We start from the raw sequence: 24,008 nt of genomic DNA, 5'->3' as shown, positions 1-24,008 counted from the left end.
TCGAGTCAAACGCTATGTCCTTCGTCTTCGCTCCGCCCGCTACCGTCGCCATTCCCGTTGTCGGCAGCGCCGACCAGTTCGCCGTGCGCCGCGTGTACTGCGTTGGCCGCAACTACGCCGCGCATGCCCGCGAAATGGGCTTCGATCCCGATCGCGAACCGCCGTTCTTCTTCTGCAAGCCGGCCGATGCCGTGGTGCCGGTGGCCTACGGCGAAACGCTCACGTTGAAGTATCCCGCCCAGACGACCAACTATCACTACGAAGCCGAACTGGTCGCCGCGATCGGCAAGGCGGGCTCGGACATTGCACTCGAGCAGGCGCTCGAACATGTCTGGGGCTACGCCGTGGGGCTCGACATGACGCGCCGCGATCTGCAGATGAAGATGCGCGAAATGGGCCGTCCGTGGGAAATCGGCAAGGCATTCGATGACTCGGCCCCGATCGGCCCGATTCATCCGGTGTCGAGCGTCGGTCATATCGAGAAGGGCGCGATTTCGCTGACGGTCGACGGCGTGCAAAAGCAGAAAAGCGACGTCACCCATCTGATCTGGTCGGTGGCGGAAACCGTCTCGTACCTGTCGCAGTTCTTCCGTCTCGAGCCGGGCGATCTGATCTACACCGGCACGCCCGAAGGCGTGGGCCCGGTCAAGGCAGGAGAGACGATGGTCACCGCCGTGGAAGGGCTCGGCGAGATCACCGTGCGCGTGGTCTGAGGCCTCGTCATGCAGCTCTATAGCTTCTTCAACAGCTCGACCTCGTATCGCGTGCGCATTGCGCTCGCGCTCAAAGGGCTGGAATTCGACACCATTCCGGTGAATATCCGCGCCGGCGAGCATCGCGCCGGCGCGTATGTCGACGAGGTCAATCCGTCGGCCAGCGTGCCCGCCCTGATCGACGGCGAGATCGCGCTCGGCCAGTCGCTCGCCATCCTCGACTATCTCGACGCGAAATATCCCGAGCCGCGTCTGGTGCCGCAGGACATCGAGGCACGCGCCCGCGTGCTCGAATTGGCGATGCTCGTCAGTTGCGACATGCACCCGGTGAATAACCTGCGCATTCTGAAGTATCTGCAAGGCCCGCTGGGCCTCAGCGTCGAGCAGAAGAACGCGTGGTACCGCCACTGGGTCGACGAGGGCATGGCAGGCGTGGAGCGATTGCTCGGCAAGCATGGACACGGCGCATGGTGCTTCGGCGATGCACCGACGCTCGCCGACGTCTGCCTGATTCCGCAAATCGCCAATGCCCGGCGCATGGGTTGCGATTTGTCGGCGTATCCGCGAGCGATGGCGGTCTACGCGCAGGCGGAGACACATCCGGCTTTCCGCGCGGCAGCGCCCAATCGTCAGCCGGATTACACGGCCTGATTTCTATCCAGAACGGCTGGACAGGCCGCAGGAGACAACCATGAGTCAAACCTCTCAACCCAAAGCGCTGGTCGTTGGCGGTGGCATCGGCGGCCTGGCGGCTGCACTCGCGCTCGCCAATCAGGGCGTGCAAATCGAACTGCTGGAGCAGGCCGAGACCATCGGCGAGATCGGCGCGGGCATTCAGCTCGCCGCCAATGCGTTCGCAGCACTCGACGCCCTCGGCGTCGGTGAGGCAGCGCGCGGGCGTTCGGTCTTCACCGACCACATCACGCTGCGCGACGCCATCGACCGCAGCATCATCGCGCAAGTCGACGTCGGCGCGCCGTATCGCGAGCGCTTCGGCAATCCGTACGCCGTGATCCACCGCGCCGACATCCATCTGTCGATTCTGGAAGCGGTACAGCGCAATCCGTTGATTCAGTTCCGCACCGCGACGCGGGTCGTCTCGCTGGCGCAGGACGACAAGCACGTCACCGTCATCGACCAGCACGGCGAGCGACACACGGCCGACGCCGTGATCGGCTGCGACGGCGTGAAGTCCGCCGTGCGCGCCGTGCTGATCGGCGACGAGCCGCGCGTGACCGGTCACGTGGTGTATCGCGCGGTCGTCGACGTCGAGAACATGCCGAAGGACTTGCAGGTCAACGCGCCGGTCGTCTGGGCAGGACCGAACTGCCACCTCGTGCATTACCCGTTGCGCGGCGGCACGCAATACAACCTCGTGGTCACGTTCCACAGCCGCGAGCAGGAAGTCTGGGGCGTACGCGACGGCAGCAAGGAAGAGGTGCTGTCGTACTTCGAAGGCATCGATGCGCTGCCGCACCAGATGCTCGACCGTCCGACCTCGTGGCGACGCTGGGCCACCGCCGACCGCGATCCGGTCGCGCAGTGGAGCTTCGGGCGCGCCACGATCCTGGGCGACGCCGCCCACCCGATGACGCAGTACATCGCGCAAGGCGCCTGCCAGGCACTCGAAGACGCCGTCACGCTCGGCGCCGCGTATGCGGCGGCGAACGGCGATTTCGTCGACGCCTTCCGCCGCTACGAGCACGCCCGCATTCCCCGCACCGCCCGCGTGCTCTACGGCGCGCGCGACATGGGCCGTGTCTACCACGCCAAGGGGGTGGATCGCTGGGTGCGCAACTCGCTGTGGAAGGGCCGCACGCAAACGCAGTTCTACGACGCCCTGCAATGGCTGCACGGCTGGCGCGCCGAGCATTGCCTATCGCAAACCCCGTGGCTGGCTGAGGCCTGAGCGCTAACCACGCCCTACCTCTCGATTCACCGCCCGGCATCCGGGCATCCCGCCACGCGACGGTCCCACACCGTCGCGCGGCCCCCCTCGCCTCGCGTCTCGCGATACGGGGGCTCGGCAGCACTAATAACAACAATCACGGCAACACGTTTCGGCGACGACGGCTGACTTGCCGCGCCGCTTCTGGCAACCCTGAGGAGACAACCCATGCCAGCCACCCCCATCAACGTGACGGCGTTCATCGACCGCCATCGCATTTCCCCGTTCCAGGTGATGATCGTCGTGCTGTGCTTCCTGATCGTCGCCATCGACGGTTTCGACACGGCGGCCATCGGCTTCATCGCCCCGGCCATTCGCGCCGAATGGTCGCTCACCCCGGCGCTGCTCGCGCCCCTTTTCGGCGCCGGGCTCGCGGGCCTGATGGCCGGCGCATTCCTGTTCGGGCCGCTCGCCGACAAGTTCGGCCGCAAGACCATTCTCATCTTCTCCGTGGTGTTCTTCGGTCTGGCGAGTCTCGCGTCCGCAGGGTCGATGGAACTGTGGCAACTGATCGCATTGCGGTTTCTGACGGGCCTCGGACTCGGCGGCGCCATGCCGAACGCGATCACGCTGACGTCGGAGTACTGCCCTGAGTCGCGCCGTTCGTTCCTCGTAACGACCATGTTCTGCGGCTTCACGCTTGGCTCGGCGCTGGGCGGTCTCGCGTCGGCCGGGTTGATCGACGCCTTCGGCTGGCGCGCCGTGCTGATCGTGGGCGGCGTCATGCCGCTCGTGCTCGCTGTACTCCTGATGCGCGCGCTGCCCGAGTCGGTGCGCTATCTCGTGATGGCGGGCAAGTCGCCGGAGCGCATCGCGGCATCGCTACAACGCATTGCGCCGAATGAGGATCTGCGTGGTGCGACGTTCAACGTCGCGACGAAGCCGTCGACCACGTCGCCGGTGAAGCATCTGTTCAAACCCGAATTGCTGCGGGGCACGCTGCTTTTCTGGATCACGTTCTTCATGAGCCTGCTCGTGATCTATCTGCTCTCGAGCTGGTTGCCCACGCTGCTTCGCACCAACGGCCTGACGCTGCGCGACGCCGCCATCGTCACCTCGATGTTCCAGGTCGGCGGCACGCTCGGCGCCATCGTGCTCGGCGGGTTGATGGACCGCTTCAACCCACACTACGTGCTTGCTGCGGCTTACGTGCTTGCGGGCGTGTGTGTCGCCGCTGTCGGTCCTGTCGCCAGTTCTCCCGTGCTCGCCTCGGTGGCCGTGTTCTGGGCCGGGTTCTGCGTGTCGGGCGGTCAGGTCGGCGCGAACGCGCTGTCCGCTGGCTTCTATCCCACGGATTGCCGCGCCACGGGCGTGAGCTGGGCCAATGGCGTCGGGAGACTGGGGTCGGTGGTCGGCTCGGTTGGCGGGGCGTCGATGCTCGCCATGGGCTGGTCGATGCCGGCCCTTTTCGCCGCCATCGGCGTGCCCGCCGTGCTCGCCGGTCTGACGATGCTCACGCTGGGTCGCCTGCGTCATCATCAGGCCACGCACGCGGTGCAAGCCACGGCCTAAGCGTTTCGGCCCACGCAACAAGGCATACGTAACGCACACTGCCGCGGGTCTCGGGCTTGGGCGGGCGCCATTCGCATTGTGCGATGGCGCCCGCGTGCGTTTCGGGCCGGGAAATCCCGACAGCAAGGAGGTCGCGTGGCGTGTTGCATCGCGCAAATCGTTGCGGATAGGCATACAGTGTCGACTGGCGGCGAATTCGAGGTGTCCATTCGGCACCCGCGTCATTGCGACGCTGCGCCGCGAGCCCCCATTTCCCTGTGGAGATTGAAGGTGTCGTTGCCCTCATTGCTGGTCCTGATCCCGATGCACCCCGAGCAGTTGTCCGCACTGCAAACCCATTTCGATGTGGCTTACCACCCGAGCTATCACCCCGCGCCGCAAGGCTGGGGGCCCGACGGCGAGCGGGCGCGCTTCGTGCTGACTCACGGCGCGCGTGGTCTGAGCGCCGCCGAGCTGTCGCATCTGCCGAACGTGGCGTTGGTCAGCGCGCTGGGCGCCGGCTATGAGAATCTGGACGTCGCCGCCATGCGTTCGCGCAATATCGTGGCCGTGAACGGTGCCGGTGCGAATGCGCCGACGGTGGCGGATCAGGGCTTCGCCCTGCTGCTTGCTGCCGTGCGTCGCATTCCGGCCTACGACGCCGCCTGCCGCAAGGGTGTGTGGCGCGACGCGCTGCCGATGCAGCCGGGCGTGTCGGGAAAGAAGCTGGGGATCGTGGGGCTGGGGGCGGTCGGCCGTCAGTTCGCCAAACGCGGTGAGGGCTTCGATATGCAGATCGGTTACCGGAATCGGAACCGTCGCGACGATGCGCCCGCGCACTATCAATATTTCGACAGCGTGCTGGCGCTGGCCGAATGGGCGGACTACCTCGTCGTAACCGCTCCGGGCGGCGCGCAGTCCCATCACCTCGTGAATGCCGAGGTGTTGCGCGCGCTGGGCAAGCACGGCTTCCTCGTCAATCTGGGGCGTGGCAGCGTCGTCGACACGGCCGCCCTGGCGGACGCATTGCGCGACGGCGTCATCGCCGGTGCCGGGCTGGACGTCTACGAAGGCGAGCCGTCACCGCCTGCTGCACTGATCGATTTGCAGAATGTGGTGCTCAGTCCGCACGTCGCTGGCCGCTCGCCCGAAGCGGAAGCCGCCACGCTCGCCCTGTTTCTCGAAAATGCGCGTCGCTTCCAGGCGGGGGAGCCGGTGTTGACGCCGCTGTGAGTGGCGAATGGCGTCAGTGATTGTCGAGCCCGTCGATGCTTCGCACGGGCGACGGCGAGAGCGTGACGCCGTCGTTGACCGGCTCGAACTCGATGCTGCTGTTGGCGCTGCCCGTGGTGAAGGCGGTCTCGCACGTCGGACACTTCACTTCGGCATCCGAATGGAGATAGTCGTACATCGCCTGGACGGTCGGCTCGCTCGCCGCGACGGGGAAGCGGGCTTTACAGGTGGGACAAACGACGAAACCGGTGTGGATCGACAGCATGACGGGCCTCCTGCGGGCAAGTCGGCAACGTCACTGATTTTACAACCAGCCGGGTCATCGTGCGACGCGGGTCGCGGGGATTGGCGACGGCATCGATCCCGAACTGAAGGAACGCGCCACTGCCGTACTCGACAAGATGGGGTTGACCGTTTCCGATGTAGTTCGGATTTTACTCACGCGCATTGCCAACGAAGGTGCGCTACCTTTTGGTTTCGTCACGGATCCCGACGCTCACGATGCATGGTTCAAGCGAAAGGTGTTGGAAGCGCTGGAAGACACACGTCCAGCCATTCCCGACGAAGACGTCGAATCCCATTTCGCCGCACGCCGTGCCGCCGCACGCAAACGCAGTTCCCCAAAAGGTTAGTTTCGCGGCGCCCCGGCCTCGCCCTCCTGCAACCAACGGCGTTTGTCGCGCAGCGGCGCTTCGCCAAACACGCGCGCATATTCCCGGCTGAACTGCGATGCACTTTCATACCCCACCGTCTGCGCTGCCGCCGCCACGGTGACGTCCGCCGCAAAGATCAATCGCCGCGCCTCCTGCAAGCGCAACTGTTTCTGGTACTGCACCGGACTCATGGCCGTCACCAGCTTGAAGTGGTGATGCAGCGACGACACGCTCATGTGCACCTCCTGCGCCAATGCCTCCACGCGCAGCGGCTTTGCGTAATGCTCGCGCAGCCACCGCACCGCGCGCGCGATCCGATTCATCTGGCTGTCCTGCAACGCCATCTGCCGCAGCAACATTCCCTGACCGTTCATCAGCAATCGATAGACGATCTCGCGCTTGATCATCGGCGCCAGGATCGGAATGTCGCGCGGCGTGTCCAGCAAGCGCAACAATCGCAACACCGCGTCGAGCAACGCCGCGTCCAGCCGATTGACGTACATGCCACGCCCACTCGCTGAAGGCGCCGGCGGCGGCAAATGCTCGTCGCCGATGAGCGACGTCACATCCTCGGCCACCAGGTCGAGGCGCATGCCCAGATACGGCGATTGCTCGCTCGCCCCCGACACCTGCGCCACCACCGGCAAATGCACCGACGACACCAGGTAGTGCATCGGGTCATACGCGTAATCCTCGTCGCCGATCCGCAAGCGCTTCTCGCCCTGGGCGATGACGGCGAACGCCGGTTGCTGAAGCGCCGGCTTCGGGCCGCCCGGATGCAGGATCCGATGCACGAACAGGCCTTCCACCGCCGTCGGTGTCGTGCCCTCCAGGCCGTGCGTCGCGCGCTCCAGCCGATGCACCAGTTCGGTACGCGCGGCGCGCGACGGATCCCCCTCGAACCCGCGCGGCGAGGCCTCGCGCGGCTCAGTCTTGACCAAATGCATGACCATGCCTTCACTCCAGAGGCGGCCGATCCCCACGTCACGGCCGCAATGCTGCACAGCATACCCTCGCTACATGCGCTTGCCCGATCCTCCGACCGGGGATTCACACGATCAGGCAGGAAATGTGCAGGAACAGGTACTGCTCGCCCGATGCGCCTCGACGCATAATTTCTCCCATCCCGTGCAAGCCGTCGCCCCTCCCAGACGGCCGCCTGCGACGGGCAGCCACTTCAACGGAGCAATGCAATGCGACAAAGAAAACTCGGCAATACCGGCCTCTTCGTCTCGGAACTGTGCCTCGGCACGATGACCTTCGGCGGACAGGGCGAACTGTGGAGCAAGATCGGTCATTTGCAGCAACACGATGTCGACTCACTCGTGGGCCGCGCGCTCGATGCCGGCATCAACTTCATCGACACCGCCGACGTCTATTCGGAAGGGCAGTCGGAAATCCTCACCGGCCAGGCCCTGCGCAACCTCAAGGTACCGCGCGATAACGTCGTGGTCGCCACCAAGGTCTTCGGTGCCACGGGCGCACAAGGGGCCAATTCTCGTGGCCTTTCGCGCTATCACATCATGGACGGCATCAAGGCCAGTCTCAAACGCCTGCAACTCGATCACATCGACCTGTACCAGGTGCACGGCTTCGATCCGGCCACGCCCATCGAAGAGACCCTCGGCGCGCTCGACACACTGGTGCGCCAAGGGCACGTCCGCTATATCGGCGTCTCGAACTGGGCGGCCTGGCAGATCACCAAGGCGCTGGGTATTTCGGCGCGGCTGAACCTCGCGAGCTTCACGTCGCTGCAGGCGTATTACACGGTCGCCGGACGCGATCTCGAACGTGAAATCGTGCCGATGCTGCGCAGCGAAAACGTGGGCCTGATGGTGTGGAGCCCGCTCGCCGGCGGCCTGCTCTCGGGCAAATACACGCGCGACGGCCAGTCCGAAGCGGGCAGCCGCCGCCAAACCTTCGACTTCCCGCCGGTCAACGTGGAGCGTGCCTATGACGTCATCGACGTCATGCGTGGCATCGCCGCCGAGAAGGGCGTGTCGGTCGCGCAGATCGCGCTCGCCTGGCTGCTTGCCCAGCCGGTCGTCTCGACGGTCATCATCGGCGCCAAGCGGACCGATCAGCTCGACGACAACATTGCGGCAACGCGTGTCACGCTGAGCGCGCGCGAACTGTCGGCTATCGATGGGGCCAGCGCTCTGCCGAGCGAGTATCCCGGCTGGATGCTCTCGCGCCAGGGCGACCCGCGCCGCGCCCAGCTCGCCGAAGCCGGTCTGCTGTAAACGTCGGGAAGCAGTCAATGCGCGCAGAACTGTAGTGAGCGAGACACAGTGCACCGCGCGAGCGGTGCACTGTGCTCACGGCACGAGGGAAAATTCTCGCGACCTGGTGGCGGCAAGGTGTGAACATAGATCGCGCCCTATTGGCGATTTTTGCGGTAGCTTATTGTCGCGTGCGTTGGACAATCCAGGCCATCGCCCGCACATCCCTTTCACAGGAGTCCATCTTGTCAGCTGCTGCCCCCGCCTCGCTCACGCTCTTTGTCGACGCTCGATTCACAAGCCCCTACGCACTGTCGGTCTTCGTCACGCTACGTGAGAAAGGTCTGCCGTTTGATCTGCAAACCGTGGATCTCGTGCAGGGCGCGCATTATGAGACCCGCTTTGCGAACCTATCGCTCACGCGTCGCGTGCCCACGCTCGTGCACGGCGATTTCACGCTGTCCGAATCGTCGGCCATCACCGAATACATCGAGACCATTTTCCCCGAGGTGCCCGTGTATCCGTCAGATGTATGCGAGCGGGCTCGCGCGCGTCAGGTGCAGGCGTGGCTGCGCAGCGATCTGGGCGCCTTGCGAGAAGAGCGTTCGACCGAAGTGATCTTCTACCGTCCAGTGGACGAACCCCTCTCCGACGCAGGTCACGCGGCCGCGAGCAAGCTGATCGCCATTGCCCAGGACCTGCTGGCCGATGGCCGCATGTCGCTGTTCGACAAGGCGTGCATCGCAGACGTCGATCTCGCATTGATGATCAACCGTCTCGTGTACAACGACGACGTGGTGCCTGCGGCACTGGTCGAGTATGCCCGCCGCCAATTTGCGCGACCGGCCGTGCAGGAGTGGCTGGCGATGACGCGCCCGCCGCGTCCGGGCGACAGCATCGACGGCAGGGCCGCGGCCTGACGGGGCCGTCGCCCTGGACGAATAACCCAGTCGCTCCCTCCTGATAAACGAAAACGCCCGTTTGACACGTTGCAGTCCTTCGTGGAGACGAACGGCGGCAGCCGTCATTTCGCGGGAATATCGACAAATCTCGCACTTTTCTTCTAATAATCGGCCAATTTCCGATTTTTATCGGCGTCATCGCCCTCTGAATGATGTTGTGACGGCGCGGGTGGTGAATTCAGTCGACAGGCAGGGGGCTAAAGGAGGAAAATAGGCCCACCTTGCCGTTTACGTTAACGGCACTGACGACTGAAGCCCCCTCTGCCGAGACATTCAAGAAACATGAGCGCCGATAATCAATTGCGTTTTGTCGTGGAGCCGCACGCCAACCCCACCCCTGCCGACCAGATCGCCGCCAAGCTGGCGAACCCGGTATTTGGCCGCGTATTCACGGATCACATGGTCACGATTCGCTGGACCGAGGGCACGGGCTGGCATGATGCGAAGGTAGAGGCCCGCCGTCCGTTCGAGATCGATCCGGCATGCGCCGTGCTGCACTACGCGCAGGAAATCTTCGAAGGAATGAAGGCCTATCGCAGCGAAGACGGCAAGATCTCGCTGTTCCGCCCGCAAGCCAATGCCAAGCGTTTCCGTGAATCGGCCCAGCGCATGTCGATGGCCGAGTTGCCGGAAGCCGTGTTCCTCGAAGCCGTGGAAAAGCTGGTCGACATCGATCGCGCATGGATCCCGGGCACAGAAGGCAGCAGCCTCTATATCCGCCCGTTCATGTTCGCCTCGGAGAGCTTCCTCGGCGTGCGCGCCGCGCATGAATACATTTTCTGCGTGATCGCCTGCCCGGTCGGCCCCTACTTCAAGCCCGGCAAGTCGGCCGTGACCGTGTGGGTGTCCGACCAATACACGCGTGCCGCCCCGGGCGGCACGGGCGCCGCCAAGTGCGGCGGCAACTACGCGGCGAGCCTGATCGCGCAGACCGAAGCCAGCGGCAAGGGCTGCGATCAGGTCGTGTTCCTCGACGCCGCGCAACATCGCTGGATCGAAGAGCTGGGCGGCATGAACGTCTTCTTCGTCATGGACGACGGCTCGCTCCAGACCCCGCCGCTCGCCGGCACGATTCTGCCGGGCATCACGCGCGCGTCGATCATCGAAATGGCCAAGCGCGACGGCCTGACGGTCAACGAAACGCCGTACGAGTTTGCCCAGTGGCAAGCCGACGCAGCCAGCGGTCGTGTGAAGGAAACGTTCGCGTGCGGCACGGCGGCGGTCGTCACGGCCATCGGTCAGGTGCGTCACGCCAAGGGCGAGTTCAATATTGGCGACGGCGGCGAAGGCCCGGTCACCAAGCGTATTCGCGATCAGCTCACGGGCATTCAACGCGGCAAGGTCGCCGATCCGTTCGGCTGGGTGCACCACGTCGCCTGATCGACGGACGTTGCTCACATAACAAACAAGTTGCGAAGTTGCGCATCGCCCGAGACAGCGATGCGGGAAATCATCGGCGGCGCGCCACGACACCAGGAGAGTCGGGCGCGCCGTCTTGTTGTATTTGACTTGCAGATCATGGAACAGAATCCAGGCGCCATGGCGGGCAGCCCCCGCAGCGCCCTCGCGGCAGCCGACACAATCGGCGTTCCGCACTCCGTGCTCGAGGACATCTATGCGATGGTCATCGGCATGGCATTCGTGGTGGTCGGGCTGGTGCTGCTCAAGGCAGCCGGGTTGGTCACCGGCGGCGTGGCTGGCATTGCACTGCTCGCGTCCTACGTCTTTCCCCTCCCGGTGGGCACCATCTTCACGCTGGTGAACATTCCGTTCTTCCTTTTTGCGTACGTCACGATGGGCCCGCGCTTCGCGCTCAAGTCCACCGTCGCGAGCGTCGGCATCACCTTTGCCCTCGCGGCCATGCCGCAGACCTTCAACGTCGCCTTCGTCAATCCGCTGTTCGCCGCATTCGTCGGCGGCACGCTGTGCGGCATGGGGATTCTGGCGCTCGCGCGTCACGGGGCCGGCGTGGGCGGCACAGGCATCGTCACGCTGTGGCTGCAACGCGAGCGCGGCATCAACGCGGGCATTACCCAGGCGTGCATCGACACGACGATTCTGCTCGCCTCGCTCACCACGATCCCCGCGGGACGCGTTGCCTGGTCGGCACTGTCCGCGCTCGCCATGAGCGCCATGGTGGTCGCCTGGCACCGGCCGGGCCGTTACACCGGACGCTGAGCCGCGTCAGACGGGCGCGTCCGGGCGATAGGCGCTGGCCTGTGTCAACAGCCACTCCCGGAACACGCTGAGTGGTTGCCCATGCGTGAGTTCCGTCGGATAGACGAGGTAGTAGGCCGACTCGGCCACGCTCTTCACGTCGACGGGAATCGTCAGGCCAAAGGTGGCCAATTGTCCCTCGACGAAGAACTTCGGCACCAGCGCGACGCCGAGCCCGGCGGCCGCGCCCGCGATGAGCATCGTGTGCAGCTCATAGCGCACCCCCTGGAGCGCCCGATGGTCCTCGATGCGTTGCTCCGCAAACCATTGGGTCCAGGCGCTGGGGCGTGTCGTCGAGTGCAGCAGCGGATACTCGAGCAGATCGGCGGCCGTGCGAACCGACCCTTTGAGCAACGACGGTCGGCACACCGGCACAACTTCCTCACCGAACAGATAATCCGACGAGGTGCCCGGCCAGGTTGGCTGCCCGAAATGGATGGCCGCTTCGAAGTGCGTCTCGTCGAACGTGAACAGGTCGGTGTGCACCCCCATGTTCACCCGAACCTCGGGGTGGCGCTCGTCGAAATCCTTCATTCTCGGAATCAACCACTCGGACGCGAACGTCGGCAGCACCGCCAGTTCCAAATACCCGCCCCCGCTGCCGTGCGCCATGATCGAGAGCGTGTCTCGATCAAGTTGTTCCAACGTGCGGCGCACTTGCATGCCGTACAGGCGTCCGGCGCGGGTGAGCACCACGCGCTGCTTGGCGCGAACGAACAGACGCACCCCCAGTTGCGCCTCCAGCGTGGCGATCTGACGTGACACGGCACTTTCCGTCAGAAACAGCTCGCGCGCCGCGTGCGTAAAGCTTTCGTGTCGGGCCGCGGCCTCGAATGCCAGCAGCGCCGCCGTGCCCGGGGTCTTGAATTTGCGCATATTGATTCCAAGAACGCATCAAGTGGCAATTTTATCTCGCTTTACGAGTGAGGCATCCATTCCAATAATGCTGTCAATGCAAGATGGCATGGGGTAAGGCGCTCCCTGCCATGCCCTGACACCCTGCGATGCCGCCTGAGACGGCGTTCCCCCTTGAGATAATCCGATGCGCAATGCCAATGTGCAGTCCCTGCTGGTTTCCCTGATCGGGCAAGCGCGTACCGACGCGCTCTTCGCGACACTCAATTCGCCGTCGATCCTGGCGGATGCCGAGCCGGGATGCGTGACGAGAGCCGAACTCGCGCAGGCCATGAACATGGCCCTTTTCGAAGGGCTGCTGGCGCGTTCGCCGAATGGACGCACCTACACTGAAGAAGCGATTGCGGGCGGTGGCAGCGTCTACTTCGATCACGGCGCGCTGCGCACCGTACGCTGGGCCGGTAACGGCGCGCTGCCGCCGGGCGAAGCGGCCTTCACGCGCATTTTGCGCCCGCTGGGCTTCCGTCTGAACGGTCGCTATCCGCTCGACCGTCTCGGCATGACGGGTCGAGCCTATGCACACGAAGACGCCCCTGAAGAGATTTCGCAGTTCTTCGTGAGCGAGCTGCATCCGGAGCGTTTCTCCGAGACGTTCCAGCAAGCCGTGTCGCGTGTGGTCGGCACGTCGAAGGATCCGCTCACGCCTGCGGCCGCCGGTCAGCTTTGGGAACTGGAGCGCGACGGCACGCTGCCGCTCGAAAGCGCACAAGCGCTGCTGCCGGTGATCGTTGGTGCGTTTGCCCGTCAGCACGACATTCCGAGCGAAGCCGATTACGAACTGCTGTTGGCGGAATCCGCTGAAATGGCCTGGATCGCGACCGAAGGCAATGCGTTCAATCATGCGACCGACCGTGTCGAAAACGTGTTCGCGTTGTCCGACGCCGAGAAGGCCAAGGGCCGCCCGATGAAGCCCGACGTCGAGCGGTCGCGCTCGGGTCGCGTGTTCCAGACGGCCTATCGTGCCGACACCGTGCGTCGCGAGTTCCGCGGCAAGGACGGCGAAATCGTGACGCGCGACGTGCCGGGGTCGTTCTACGAATTCATCACGCGGCATCGCGAGTACGACACCGAGAAGCGTTGCTGGAAGATCGACCTGCGCTTCGACGCGGGCAATGCGCAGGGTATTTTCAAGATGACGGCCAACGCCAAGTAATGGAGGGCTCGTGGCGTCCGGCGCACAATATGTCCGTGCCTCGATGCTGCACCTCAATCTGCCGACACCGGTGAACAGCACCGTCGGCCAACACTGAATTCCATAGGGGTATCCACGTGAACGCAACTTCCATCCTCAACGAACTGGGCATTGCCAAACTGGCCGAAGCGGGCGACATCGCGGTGCACTCACCCATCGACGGCGCATTGATCGGCCGCGTGGCCAGCGCCTCGGTCGCCGACGCCCAAGCCACCCTCGCCCGCGCGCAGACCGCGTTCACCGCATGGCGCAACGTGCCCGCACCGCGTCGCGGCGAACTGGTGCGTCTGCTCGGCGAAAAGCTGCGCGAGCGCAAGCAGGCGCTGGGCGCGCTCGTCACGCTCGAAGCCGGCAAGATCCTGCAAGAAGGGTTGGGCGAAGTGCAGGAAATGATCGACATCTGCGACTTCGCCGTCGGCCTGTCGCGTCAGTTGTACGGCCTGACCATCGCGTCGGAGCGTCCGGGCCACCGCATGGCCGAGACGTGGCACCCGATGGGCGTGTGCACGGTCATCTCCGCCTTCAATTTCCCGGTGGCCGTATGGGCCTGGAACGCGGCGCTCGCGCTCGTGTGCGGGAACGCCGTGGTGTGGAAGCCCTCTGAGAAGACGCCGCTGACCGCACTGGCCGTCAATCGTTTGATGGAAGAAGTCATCGCCGAATTCGGCGACGCGCCGGAAGGCCTGACCGCGCTCATCATCGGCGGTCGCGACGTGGGCGAGGCACTCGTCGCCGATCCGCGCTCGGCCATCGTGAGTGCGACGGGTAGCACGGAAATGGGCCGCAAGGTCGGCGTGGAAGTCGCGCGCCGCTTTGGCCGCTCGATCCTGGAACTCGGTGGCAACAACGCGGGCATCGTGACCGGCAGCGCCGACATGGAACTCGCCCCGCGCGGCATCCTGTTCTCGGCGGTGGGTACGGCCGGTCAGCGTTGCACCACGCTGCGCCGCCTGTTCGTGCACGAGAGCGTGTATGACAAGACCGTCGAGCGTCTGAAGACGCTGTATGGCAAGGTTGCCATCGGCAACCCGCTGGAGCGCGGCACGCTCATGGGCCCGCTGATCGACGAAGGTGCCTTCAAGCGCATGCAAGACGCCCTGGACAAGGCACGCGCGCAAGGCGGCAAGGTCACGGGCGGCGAGCGTTACGCGGTCGCAGGCGCGGAGAACGCGTTCTATGTGAAGCCGGCCATCGTCGAGATGCCGTCGCAGACGGAAATCGTGCTCACCGAAACGTTCGCACCGATCCTGTATGTGCTCAAGTACAGCGACTTCTCGCAAGCCATCGACGCCAACAATGCCGCTTCGCACGGCCTGTCGTCGTGCGTGTTCACGACCGATCTGCGCGAAGCCGAGCGCTTCACGTCATCGGCCGGTAGCGACTGCGGCATTGCCAACGTCAACATCGGCCCGAGCGGCGCGGAGATCGGCGGCGCCTTCGGCGGCGAGAAGGAAACGGGCGGCGGACGCGAGTCGGGTTCGGACGCGTGGAAGGGCTATATGCGCCGTGCCACCAACACCGTCAACTACTCGTCCGCCCTGCCGCTCGCGCAAGGCATCGACTTCTCGATCGAGTGAAGTCTCGATAACCCGCCCCGACGTCGCCCATGCCCATGCGCGACGTCACGCAACGGGTTACGCATCTGGTCAACGCCGGACGTGCCCTGCCCCTCGGCAGGTACGCCCGGCGCCCCTCCCCGATAGCCGAATTCCGTCACGCTTTGTTTAGCGAGGCCCCCATGTACGCCTTCACTTCTGTGTTCGCCAACCCGGCCGGTTCGCCGATTCGCGAATTGTTCAAATACTTGTCCGAGCCGGGCATGATTTCGTTCGCGGGCGGCTATCCCGCAAGCGACCTGTTCGATGTGGACGGTCTCGCCGCAGCGCAGGCCCGCGCCTTCGCGCAACCGACGCGCTGCCTGCAGTACGGGCCGACCGACGGCCTGGCCGAACTCAAGACGCAGCTTCTCGCGCTGATGGCCTCGCGCGGCGCGTCCTGCGCCGCCGATGAGCTGCTGGTGACGACCGGCTCGCAACAAGGGCTGGACCTGCTGCTGCGCGTGATGATCGCGCCGGGCGATGTCGTGGTGACCGAGCAGCCCGCGTATCCGGCGACGCTGCAGGCATTGCGACTGCAGCAAGCGACGATCGTGACGGTGCCCGTCGACGCACACGGTCTGGACGTCGCGCACCTGAGCACGCTGCTGCACGAGGGCAAGATCGCCGTGCCGAAGCTGCTGTACACCGTGCCGACCTTCGCCAATCCGACCGGCGCAACGCTCTCGCGCGAGCGTCGTATCGCGCTGCTGAAGCTGGCGGTCGAGTACCGGTTCATCATCGTCGAGGACGATCCGTATGGCGACTTGCGATTCGCGGGCGACGCGGTGCCGACCTTGCTCGGCCTGACGGCGGAAGTGCCGGGATCGCGCGACTGGGTGGTGCACTTCTCGAGCCTGTCGAAGATCGTCGCCCCGGGGTTGCGCGTGGGTTGGACGGTCGCGCCGCCGGAGATTGCGCGACGATGCGTCGTCGCGAAGCAGACGGTTGATCTATGCAGTGTTCCGTGGACGCAAGCGGTCGCGGCGGAATATCTGGCAGACGGCGCGTTGGCACGCCATCTGCCGAGGATCACGGAAGCCTATCGCCGCAAATGCGACGCGATGTGCGACGCGTTGCGCGCGACGCTGGGCGATGCCATCGCGTTCCACGCGCCGCAGGGCGGCATGTTCGTGTGGGCGCGTCTCGCCGCAGTGAAGACGAGCGATCTGCTGCCGCACGCGATCGCCGAGAAGGTGTTGTTCGTGCCGGGAACGGCGTTCTTCGCAGAACAGGCCGACGAGGCTTCGCTGCGGTTGTCGTTCGCGGCGCCGGCCGTATCAGCGATCGAGGAAGGCGCGGCACGACTTGCACGTGCAATGCACGCGACCGGCGCCACGCGATGATCAACGCGGCAGGCTGTCGCGCACGATCTGCGCGAAGTAGCGCGCACCGAGCGGCAGAATCGCGTCGTTGAAGTCGTAGCAGGCATTGTGCAGCGGGATGGCGCCAAGCGCATCGCCGCTGCCGTTGCCGATGAACGCGAAGTTGCCCGGCACGTGCTGCAGGAACACCCCGAAGTCCTCCGATGCCATCATCGGTGTAACGTCCGCGTCGACGCGGGTTTCGCCCACCACCGACTGCGCCGCGCGAACGGCGAGCGTCGTGTTGTCCGCCCAGTTCATCGTCGGCGCGAACTCGTGTGCGTACTCGAATTCGCCATGCGCGCCATGCATCGCACAGACGCCCAGACTGATCTCACGCATGCGTGTCTCGAGCAGTAGCTGCACGTCCGGCGAATAGCTTCGCGTGTCGCCCTTGATGACGACGTTCGTCGGAATGGCGTTGCGAACGCCATCCGTAATGAACTCCGTGCACGACACCACCGCCGACAGCCCTGGATCGACACTGCGTGACACCACGGTCTGGAGCGCCAAGACGATCTGCGCGCCGATCACGAGCGGATCGATACCCATGTGCGGGCGCGCCGCATGCGTTCCCTTGCCGCGAATGCGGATGACGAAGTTGTCTTCGCTCGCCATGATGCCGCCGACGCGCGTGGCGAAGTGACCTGCCGCGATGCCCGGCATGTTGTGCACGCCGTAAATCGCATCGATCGGGAAGCGTTCCAGCAATCCATCCGCAATCATCGCCTTCGCGCCGCGGCCATGCTCCTCGGCGGGCTGGAAGATGAAGCGCACCGTGCCGTTGAAATCGCGCGACGCCGCCAGCAGCTTCGCCGCGCCGAGCACCATCGACATATGACCGTCGTGCCCGCAGGCGTGCATCTTGCCCGGCACTTGCGACGCGTGGTCACGCCCCGCCGCCTGCTCGGCGATCTGTAGGGCGTCCATGTCGGCCCGAATGCCAATCGCGCCGCGCCCGTCGCCCACGCGCAGATTCGCGACAATCCCCGTACCCCCGATGCCGCGATGCACCTCCAGCCCGAGGCTCGCCAGAATCGTCGCCACCGTCTGCGACGTGGCGACTTCTTCGAAACCGGTCTCCGGTTGACGGTGGAACGCGTGTCGCCACCCCGTCAGCGCCTTGGCGAAATAGAGGTCCTGCGTCATGACTGACTCCTGTGAATGCTGTTGATCGGAGACGACATCAGCGTGCCAGCCACGCCTGCTGGCGCCGCGTCACCGACATCGCCGGCTCGCCCACAAGGTCCGCATAAACGCGCGGCGCTGTCGCGCCTTCCGTGTTGATCAGCAGGACGCGTGAGCCCTCGTCCAGACCGATGGCCGTGGCCAGCGCAGGCGTAGCGGCCGCCTGCATCAAACCCGCCAGACCTGCTACCCCCGACTCTCCCGCGGCAAAGGGCACGTCGTTGTCGCTACCGCGCGCCAGGCGCCGCATGGCTTCGACGGCCTCGGTATCGGTGACGGTCATGAACGCATCGACCGACGATTGCAGGAATCGCCACGCGAGCGGCGACGTCTCGCCGCAGGCCAGCCCGGCCATTACGGAATCGACCGACCCCGACGCCGAGGCTGCCTTGCCCGCAATGGCGCTCTGATAGAGGCAATCGGCCTGCATCGGCTCCACGACAACGAATGTTGGACGCCACACGCCCCAGCGCTCCCAAAGATAGCTCACGATACCCGCCGCCAGTCCACCCACGCCCCCTTGCAGAAAGACATGCGTGAGCGGGCAGGCGGCGTCCGTGCGAGCGTCTGCGCCGCAGAGCGCCTCATCGACTTCGGCCGCCACCGTCCCGTAGCCCTGCATGACGTCGCGTGGAATGGCCTCGTAACCCTCGTAAGACGTGTCCGAAACCACATGCCAGCCGTGACGCGCGGCAAGCGCCGCCGCCGCGTCCACCGACGCATCGTAATTGCCCTCGACGCGCACGATCTCGGCACCGTACGCGGCGATCGCCTGTTCGCGCTCGTCGCTCACCTGCGCGTGCAGCACGATGACGCAGCGGCAACCAATGCTCTGCGCTGCCGCGGCGAGCGCGCGACCGTGGTTGCCGTCCGTCGCGCTGATGACCGTGACACCGGCCAGCGCGTCGCGATGCTCACCTCGCAGAAGCGTTCGCGCGGTGAAGCCGAGTGTTTCGCATTCGCGCAACAGAAGGCGCACGAGCGCGATCGGCGCGCCCAGGGCCTTGAAACTGCCCAGCGCCGAGCGCAGCGCTTCGTCTTTCACGAGCACGCTGCAAACGCCCAGCGATGCGGCCAGATCGGGCAGCGCGCGCAGCGGTGTGCTCCCGCGCGTCAGCCCATCCCAATGGGCCAGCCACTCGCGGCTCTCTTGCGCGCGAGCGATGCTCATGATGTCCTGGAGGTCGGCCGGGTATGGCGCGCGAGCGGCGTGCGGATTGACGTACAGCATGGGGGGCTCCGGTATTGCGGCATTTCGGGATGTCGGGATGTCCGAACGGTTCTATCGATGTACGCCGAGGCGCCTTGCAACGACATCGAGCAGCACTTTCGCGCCGTTCACCAATTGCTCGTCGTCGGTGTGCTCTCGCGGGTTGTGACTGATGCCGCCCCGACTCGGCACGAAGATCATCGCCGCCGGCGCGATGCGCGCGATCATCTGTGCGTCGTGGCCCGCGCCCGACGTCATGCGCTTGGACGACAGGCCCAGCCCGCTGGCGCTCGCTTCAATGACGTCGGCCAACTCGGCGTCGAAGACAACCGGCGAGAAGCGCGCCAGGCGCTCGGCCGAAATGCGCACGCCTTCGTCTTGTGCGAGCTTCGTCAGGAATGCCGAAAAGTGCGCTTCGCTCGCTGCCAAACGTTGTTCGTTCGGGTCGCGCATATCGACCGTGAATACCGCCTTGCGGGGAATCACGTTGATGACGCCCGGCTCGAACCGCAGCGTGCCAACGGTCGCGAGCGTCGTGCCGGCGTCGACGGCGATGCGCCGCAGCTCGGTGACCGCGGCGGCCGCGGCATAGCCGGCATCGTGGCGCAGACGCGTCGGCGTGGTGCCGGCATGATTGGCGTTGCCCTGCACGGTGATCTGCTGCCACGAAATGCCCTGTAGATTCTCGACGACGCCGATCTGCAGCCCTTCCGCCTCGAGAATCGGGCCTTGTTCGATGTGCAGCTCAAGATACTCGTGGGGCACGAGGGTGCCCGGCATCATCTCGCCCGCGTATCCGATACGCACGAGTTCATCGCCCAGACGCGCGCCATCGGTACCGATGGCATCGAGCGCCTCGGCCAGCGGCAACCCCCCCGCGTGAACCAGCGAGCCCATCATGTCCGGATGAAAACGCGCGCCTTCCTCGTTGGTGAATGCCGCGACCGTGATCGGACGCGACGGCACGACGCCCGCTTCGCGGAATGCCCGCACGATCGCAAGGCCACCGAGCACGCCATAGCATCCGTCGAGCGCGCCCGCGTTGACGACGGTGTCGATGTGCGAACCCATCATGAGCGGGCGCAGCACCTCACCCGCCTCACCCGCCGCGTCCTTCGCGGCCGACGACAGCGTGCCAAAGATATTGCCGATGCGATCGATCCGCACGTCGAGATCGAGTTCGCGCATCCACGCGACGACCTGATCACGCCCGGCTTTCTCGGCATCAGTGAGCGCGACGCGAGTGCGGCCGCCCGCCACGGGATCGGCGCCGATCTCGCCCAGCTCATGCAACTGTTGCAACAGCACGGCGCCGTTCAGGCGAAGGACGGTGGGGGCGTTCGTAGCGGACATAGGGGAATGCTGTCGTTTCGGTGGAGATGTCGATGGGACAGCCGCTCGCGCAAGCGCTTTCAGCGACGGGTTTTGCGCGTCACCGCTGGCGGAGTATCATCGATCTGCCTGAATAATATTCCGGGGCGCGTGTACGATTAACCCGTTTTTAGCCGAAAATTCGAATTTTTATTGCGTTACATGAGCCTGGACAGTTACGACATCGCCCTGCTCGCCGCGATCCAGCAAGACGCGACGACGCCTCAGCATGCGCTTGGCGCGCAAATCAATCTGTCATCGGCCGCGGTGAATCGGCGGCTCAGAAAGCTGGCCGACGAGGGCGTGACACGCAAGACCGTCTCGCTGGTGGATCCGGCCAGCGTGGGCTACACGCTGACGATCATTACCGAGGTCGAAGTCGAGAACGAGCGGCTCGACCTGCTCGATGCGATGAGGCGCAGCTTTCTCGCCTGCCCGCAAGTGCAGCAATGCTATTACGTGGCGGGCGAATGCGACTTCGTGGTGATCATGGTCGTGCAGAACATGGCGCAGTACACCGAACTCACCCGCGCCCTGTTCTTCGAGAGCAACAATGTCAAACGCTTCAAAACGCTCGTGTCGATGAGCAACGTCAAGGTCGGGTTGGAAGTGCCGCTGGACGCGCTCGGCAGTTGAACGCAACGACACCCGGTCATTCTCCTGGGCACCACGCCCTGACGAACGACCGGGGAAACATCACAGGGCATCAGGGCATCAGTACTTTGTCCACGACGTGAATCACCCCATTCGATTGCATGACGTTGCTGATGGCGATGTTAGCCACACCGCCCTTATCATCCGTCACCATCAGGTGTCCGCCCATCTGCGTCACGGTCAGTGAATCGCCTTCGACCGTTTTCAACATCGCCTTGCCGCCGGCGTCTTTGACGGCCTTCATCAGATCCTGCGCGGAGAGTCGGCCCGGCACCACGTGATACGTGAGCACCTTGTCGAGGGTCGCCTTGTTCTCGGGCTTCAACAGCGTGTCGACGGTGCCGGCCGGCAGCGCGGCGAAGGCTTCGTTGGTCGGCGCGAAGACCGTGAAGGGCCCGGGACCGGAGAGTGTGTCGACCAACCCGCCGGCCTTCACAGCGGCGACGAGTGTCGTATGGTCTTTTGAGTTCACCGCGTTTTCGATGATGTTCTTCGAGGGGTACATCGCGGCCCCGCCGACCATGACGGTCTTCTCACCGCTGTCCATCGGCGCCGCGCAAGCGCTGAGCGCCGATCCGAAAACACAGCAGGTTGCCACAAGCACCGGCAGAATTCCGGTCGAGTAACGAGTCTTCATTTTCTCACCCCATTGATGGCGCTTCGCAATTCGGAAGCCCTCTTACTTACGAACAAGCCGGGTGAGCGGATGCACGCTCCGGAAATGAATTCACGAAGGTGGCAATGTCGTCCAGCACTGGCGCATACCCTCGCAGCGGTGCGCTAAGCGTTCCCAGAAGCATCGCGTGTCCGAGGTCGTAGTGCCGCACTTGCACCGCATCGTTCATCCCATGCAAGCGCTGGGCAAACCGCGTCGTATTGCCCGGATCGACGACCGTGTCCGCGTCGCCCACGGCCAACCACATGGGCGGTTCCCTACCCGTCACGAAATGAATCGGCTGACTGGCGAGTCGCACCGGCTCGGGAAATATCCGGCGAAGCACATCGCTCTTGAGCGGCAGGAAATCGTAGGGGCCGGCCAGACCGATGACGCCCGCGATATCGCACTCGCGCATGCCATTGGCGTGCAGGTAGCGGGCATCGGTTGCCAGTAACGCGACCATTTGCGCGCCCGCCGAATGACCCATGAGAAACAGGCGGTCGGGGTCGCCGCCATACGCTCGCGCACGCTCGCTCGCCCAGCGCACCGCGATCGCGGCGTCGTCCATGAAGCCCGGGAAGGTCACCTCGGGATAGGTTCGATAGTCGGGCACGACCACCAGGAAGCCGCGCGAGGCGAGCGCCTCGCCCACAAAGCGGTAGTCTTCACGTTGGCCGTTCTGCCAACTCCCGCCGTAGAAGAACACGACCACCGGCATGCCGCTCGCCCCCGCGTCGGGGTGTGTTGGCACATAGACGTCGAGTCGCTGTCGCTCCGACGTGCCATAAGCGATATTCGTGACGTCACGATACGTGGTCCGCGGCGTGAGCGCATTCACTAGCGTGACGGGACTGCACGCACACAGTGCGACGCTGGTAAGCACCACGGCCAGCATGCCGCCGAGCGAGACATTCGTCATGTTCCCTTCCTGTCGAATAGAGGCCGGGGAAGGCCAATGCCCCCCCCCCGGGCTTGCCTTCGTCAGTACGGGAATGGCGATCGCCCGGATGCACGTCCGAGCGGAAATCGGCGGATTTTTTTGTTTCCGCTGCATCCAAGGGGTCGCGACGTCCGTATACCCGTGACACGCGTCTTGAACCCGCTACGGAGCTTGCATCATGCCTGCCGCCGCCATTGCATTCGTCGGACTGAATCTCGCGCTGTATGCCGCGTGGCTTTCTCGATGGCGCAGCCACGAAGGCGTCAAACGAACGCGCCACGTTGCGGTGGCCGTGTTCGCCGGTGCGAGCGTGCTGCTGGCGGGTTGTACGGGCGCGCCGCCCAACCCCAACCCTCGCGCGGACGTTCCGCTTCACACGGTGCCGGTCGACCTGCCGCGATACATGGGCAAGTGGTATGTGATCGCCAACATCCCCTATTTCGCCGAACGCGACTTCGTCGGCAGCCGCGCCGAGTGGAAGTTGCGCGACGACGGCAAGATCGACGATCACTTCTATGGCCGCAAGGATGGGTTCGACCAACCCGAGCGTCATTACCAGTTCCTCGATAGTGTGGTCCCGGGCAGCGGTGGCGGGGAGTGGCGTGTTCGCCTGTTCTGGCCCATCTATGTCTCGCAGCTTACTGTGTATGTCGATCCGGATTATCGGTACACGCTGCTGGCCTATCCCGACAAATCGTTGGGCTGGATCTTTTCCCGCGAGCCGACGATGGACGACGCGACCTACCGCGCACTGCTGTCTCGCTTCGACGCCATGGGTTACGACACCACGCGCTTCCGGCGCGTCCCCCAGTGTCCCGAGCAACTCGGTCAGCCGGGCTTCGCCACCCCGGGGAAAAGCGAATGAAAGCGAGTCGTCTGACAAGCGTGATCGTGTGTTTGGTCGGCACGCTGGCAACGTCACCCGCCTGGTCGGGATGTCGCGATGCATTGACAACAGCCCACCGCGTTGGCGCAGGTGAGTTTTGCGTGCTGGGCTTCTGTCTCTACAAGGCCGAGCTTTGGTCGCCGCACACGCCCGTCTCGGACGACACGCCCTTCGCGCTCGTCCTCAAGTACGAACGCAGCGTCAGCGGAGAGCGCATGGTCTCGACCGGCATCGACGAGATGCAGCGGCTGGCCCCGCGTCCGATCGCGAACGACACGCTCAATGCGTGGCGCGAGGACATGCAGCGTGCGTTCGGCGACGTGTCACGCGGAGACGAGCTATGTGGCGTCTATCTGCCTGGGCGTGGCGCACGGTTCTATACGAACGGGACACTGAAGGCCGACGTTCCCGACATGGCGTTCGCGCGGGCATTCTTCGGCATCTGGCTCGACCCGAACACGCGGGCGCCTTCGCTTCGCAGACACCTGTTGGGCGAAAGCCCGTGACCGGCCGTGGTATCGCGACGGTGTAACCCACCGCACCCGGGAGGTTGCCTCGGCCTGGTCTACGTCGTACTCGGCCAGGTTGGGTGGTTC

24 protein-coding genes are annotated in these 24,008 nt (G+C 64.8%); 16 read left to right on the top strand and 8 right to left on the bottom strand.

Annotated elements, in window-relative coordinates:
- Positions 1-14: 14 nt before the first annotated feature.
- The 5 genes from OYT13_RS02970 to OYT13_RS02950 all read left to right on the top strand — a co-directional run bounded on the left by OYT13_RS02970 (position 15) and on the right by OYT13_RS02950 (position 5,385).
- Positions 15-713: a fumarylacetoacetate hydrolase family protein gene (locus OYT13_RS02970; RefSeq protein WP_017232577.1), complete on the top strand. Its 699-nt coding sequence runs from the start codon at positions 15-17 to the stop codon at positions 711-713.
- A gap of 9 nt (positions 714-722) precedes the next feature.
- Complete coding sequence (maiA, locus tag OYT13_RS02965) at positions 723-1,364, top strand: maleylacetoacetate isomerase (RefSeq protein WP_268567222.1); 642 nt, start codon at positions 723-725, stop codon at positions 1,362-1,364.
- Positions 1,365-1,404: 40 nt separating this feature from the next.
- Positions 1,405-2,622: a 3-hydroxybenzoate 6-monooxygenase gene (locus OYT13_RS02960; protein ID WP_268567221.1), complete on the top strand. Its 1,218-nt coding sequence runs from the start codon at positions 1,405-1,407 to the stop codon at positions 2,620-2,622.
- A gap of 207 nt (positions 2,623-2,829) precedes the next feature.
- The gene (locus tag OYT13_RS02955) at positions 2,830-4,173 is read left to right on the top strand and encodes an MFS transporter (RefSeq protein ID WP_017232580.1); all 1,344 of its coding nucleotides are present in this window, start codon (positions 2,830-2,832) and stop codon (positions 4,171-4,173) included.
- Between the two features lie 270 nt (positions 4,174-4,443).
- Positions 4,444-5,385, top strand: coding sequence for a 2-hydroxyacid dehydrogenase (locus tag OYT13_RS02950; protein WP_017232581.1), 942 nt, complete (start codon positions 4,444-4,446; stop codon positions 5,383-5,385).
- Positions 5,386-5,398: 13 nt separating this feature from the next.
- Here OYT13_RS02950 and OYT13_RS02945 read toward each other — a convergent pair whose 3' ends face one another.
- Positions 5,399-5,650 carry an MJ0042-type zinc finger domain-containing protein gene (locus OYT13_RS02945; RefSeq protein WP_017232582.1) on the bottom strand — a complete coding sequence of 84 codons (252 nt, stop codon included), beginning with the start codon at positions 5,648-5,650 and terminating at the stop codon, positions 5,399-5,401.
- Between the two features lie 79 nt (positions 5,651-5,729).
- Between OYT13_RS02945 and OYT13_RS02940 the strand changes: the two genes are divergently transcribed.
- Complete coding sequence (locus OYT13_RS02940) at positions 5,730-6,017, top strand: type II toxin-antitoxin system RelB/DinJ family antitoxin (RefSeq protein WP_026131705.1); 288 nt, start codon at positions 5,730-5,732, stop codon at positions 6,015-6,017.
- On the opposite strand, the gene OYT13_RS02935 is transcribed toward OYT13_RS02940, so the two are convergent.
- Positions 6,014-6,985 (bottom strand): AraC family transcriptional regulator, encoded by a 972-nt coding sequence (locus tag OYT13_RS02935; protein ID WP_268567839.1) that lies wholly within the window; start codon positions 6,983-6,985, stop codon positions 6,014-6,016. The genes OYT13_RS02940 and OYT13_RS02935 overlap by 4 nt on opposite strands.
- Positions 6,986-7,231: 246 nt before the next feature.
- Between OYT13_RS02935 and OYT13_RS02930 the strand changes: the two genes are divergently transcribed.
- From OYT13_RS02930 to OYT13_RS02915, 4 genes are all read left to right on the top strand, one after another.
- Complete coding sequence (locus OYT13_RS02930) at positions 7,232-8,281, top strand: aldo/keto reductase (RefSeq protein ID WP_017232585.1); 1,050 nt, start codon at positions 7,232-7,234, stop codon at positions 8,279-8,281.
- 224 nt (positions 8,282-8,505) lie between these two features.
- Positions 8,506-9,180 (top strand): glutathione transferase, encoded by a 675-nt coding sequence (gene yfcF, locus OYT13_RS02925; RefSeq protein WP_017232586.1) that lies wholly within the window; start codon positions 8,506-8,508, stop codon positions 9,178-9,180.
- A gap of 324 nt (positions 9,181-9,504) precedes the next feature.
- A complete protein-coding gene (locus OYT13_RS02920) occupies positions 9,505-10,602 on the top strand; it encodes a branched-chain amino acid aminotransferase (protein ID WP_017232587.1) in 1,098 nt (365 codons plus the stop codon).
- 138 nt (positions 10,603-10,740) lie between these two features.
- The gene (locus OYT13_RS02915; RefSeq protein WP_130024818.1) at positions 10,741-11,400 is read left to right on the top strand and encodes a YitT family protein; all 660 of its coding nucleotides are present in this window, start codon (positions 10,741-10,743) and stop codon (positions 11,398-11,400) included.
- Positions 11,401-11,406: 6 nt separating this feature from the next.
- Here the strand turns inward: OYT13_RS02915 and OYT13_RS02910 are convergent, their stop codons facing one another.
- Positions 11,407-12,315: a LysR family transcriptional regulator gene (locus OYT13_RS02910; RefSeq protein WP_017232589.1), complete on the bottom strand. Its 909-nt coding sequence runs from the start codon at positions 12,313-12,315 to the stop codon at positions 11,407-11,409.
- A 166-nt stretch (positions 12,316-12,481) separates the two neighbouring features.
- Here OYT13_RS02910 and OYT13_RS02905 point away from each other — a divergent pair, with 166 nt between their 5' ends.
- From OYT13_RS02905 to OYT13_RS02895, 3 genes are all read left to right on the top strand, one after another.
- Positions 12,482-13,507 carry a DUF1338 domain-containing protein gene (locus tag OYT13_RS02905; protein ID WP_017232590.1) on the top strand — a complete coding sequence of 342 codons (1,026 nt, stop codon included), beginning with the start codon at positions 12,482-12,484 and terminating at the stop codon, positions 13,505-13,507.
- A gap of 116 nt (positions 13,508-13,623) precedes the next feature.
- Positions 13,624-15,123 carry an L-piperidine-6-carboxylate dehydrogenase gene (amaB, locus tag OYT13_RS02900; protein ID WP_017232591.1) on the top strand — a complete coding sequence of 500 codons (1,500 nt, stop codon included), beginning with the start codon at positions 13,624-13,626 and terminating at the stop codon, positions 15,121-15,123.
- 161 nt (positions 15,124-15,284) lie between these two features.
- Complete coding sequence (locus OYT13_RS02895) at positions 15,285-16,487, top strand: aminotransferase-like domain-containing protein (protein ID WP_017232592.1); 1,203 nt, start codon at positions 15,285-15,287, stop codon at positions 16,485-16,487.
- Here OYT13_RS02895 and OYT13_RS02890 read toward each other — a convergent pair whose 3' ends face one another.
- The 3 genes from OYT13_RS02890 to OYT13_RS02880 are packed head-to-tail and all read right to left on the bottom strand — an operon-like array spanning position 16,488 to position 20,256.
- A complete protein-coding gene (locus OYT13_RS02890; RefSeq protein ID WP_268567220.1) occupies positions 16,488-17,654 on the bottom strand; it encodes a M20 aminoacylase family protein in 1,167 nt (388 codons plus the stop codon).
- Between the two features lie 37 nt (positions 17,655-17,691).
- Positions 17,692-18,924: a diaminopropionate ammonia-lyase gene (locus tag OYT13_RS02885; RefSeq protein WP_268567219.1), complete on the bottom strand. Its 1,233-nt coding sequence runs from the start codon at positions 18,922-18,924 to the stop codon at positions 17,692-17,694.
- A gap of 51 nt (positions 18,925-18,975) precedes the next feature.
- On the bottom strand, positions 18,976-20,256 hold the full coding sequence (locus OYT13_RS02880) for a Zn-dependent hydrolase (protein WP_268567218.1): 1,281 nt from the start codon (positions 20,254-20,256) through the stop codon (positions 18,976-18,978).
- A 180-nt stretch (positions 20,257-20,436) separates the two neighbouring features.
- Here OYT13_RS02880 and OYT13_RS02875 point away from each other — a divergent pair, with 180 nt between their 5' ends.
- Positions 20,437-20,910: an Lrp/AsnC family transcriptional regulator gene (locus tag OYT13_RS02875; RefSeq protein ID WP_017232596.1), complete on the top strand. Its 474-nt coding sequence runs from the start codon at positions 20,437-20,439 to the stop codon at positions 20,908-20,910.
- Positions 20,911-20,980: 70 nt separating this feature from the next.
- Here OYT13_RS02875 and OYT13_RS02870 read toward each other — a convergent pair whose 3' ends face one another.
- Positions 20,981-21,565: a fasciclin domain-containing protein gene (locus OYT13_RS02870; protein ID WP_017232597.1), complete on the bottom strand. Its 585-nt coding sequence runs from the start codon at positions 21,563-21,565 to the stop codon at positions 20,981-20,983.
- A 46-nt stretch (positions 21,566-21,611) separates the two neighbouring features.
- On the bottom strand, positions 21,612-22,505 hold the full coding sequence (locus OYT13_RS02865; RefSeq protein WP_017232598.1) for an alpha/beta hydrolase: 894 nt from the start codon (positions 22,503-22,505) through the stop codon (positions 21,612-21,614).
- A gap of 199 nt (positions 22,506-22,704) precedes the next feature.
- Here OYT13_RS02865 and OYT13_RS02860 point away from each other — a divergent pair, with 199 nt between their 5' ends.
- Both OYT13_RS02860 and OYT13_RS02855 read left to right on the top strand, forming a co-directional pair.
- Entirely contained in the window at positions 22,705-23,391 is a 687-nt protein-coding gene (locus OYT13_RS02860; protein WP_268567217.1) for a lipocalin family protein, read from the top strand.
- Positions 23,388-23,918 carry a chalcone isomerase family protein gene (locus tag OYT13_RS02855; RefSeq protein ID WP_150562303.1) on the top strand — a complete coding sequence of 177 codons (531 nt, stop codon included), beginning with the start codon at positions 23,388-23,390 and terminating at the stop codon, positions 23,916-23,918. The genes OYT13_RS02860 and OYT13_RS02855 overlap by 4 nt, the downstream gene beginning before the upstream one ends.
- Positions 23,919-24,008: the final 90 nt, after the last annotated feature.

Source organism: Pandoraea sp. XJJ-1 (genome assembly GCF_026802345.1).
Classification (GTDB): Bacteria; Pseudomonadota; Gammaproteobacteria; order Burkholderiales; family Burkholderiaceae; genus Pandoraea; species Pandoraea cepalis.
The sequence above is the reverse complement of the archived record's forward strand: the minus strand, read 5'-3'. Positions and strand labels throughout refer to the sequence as shown.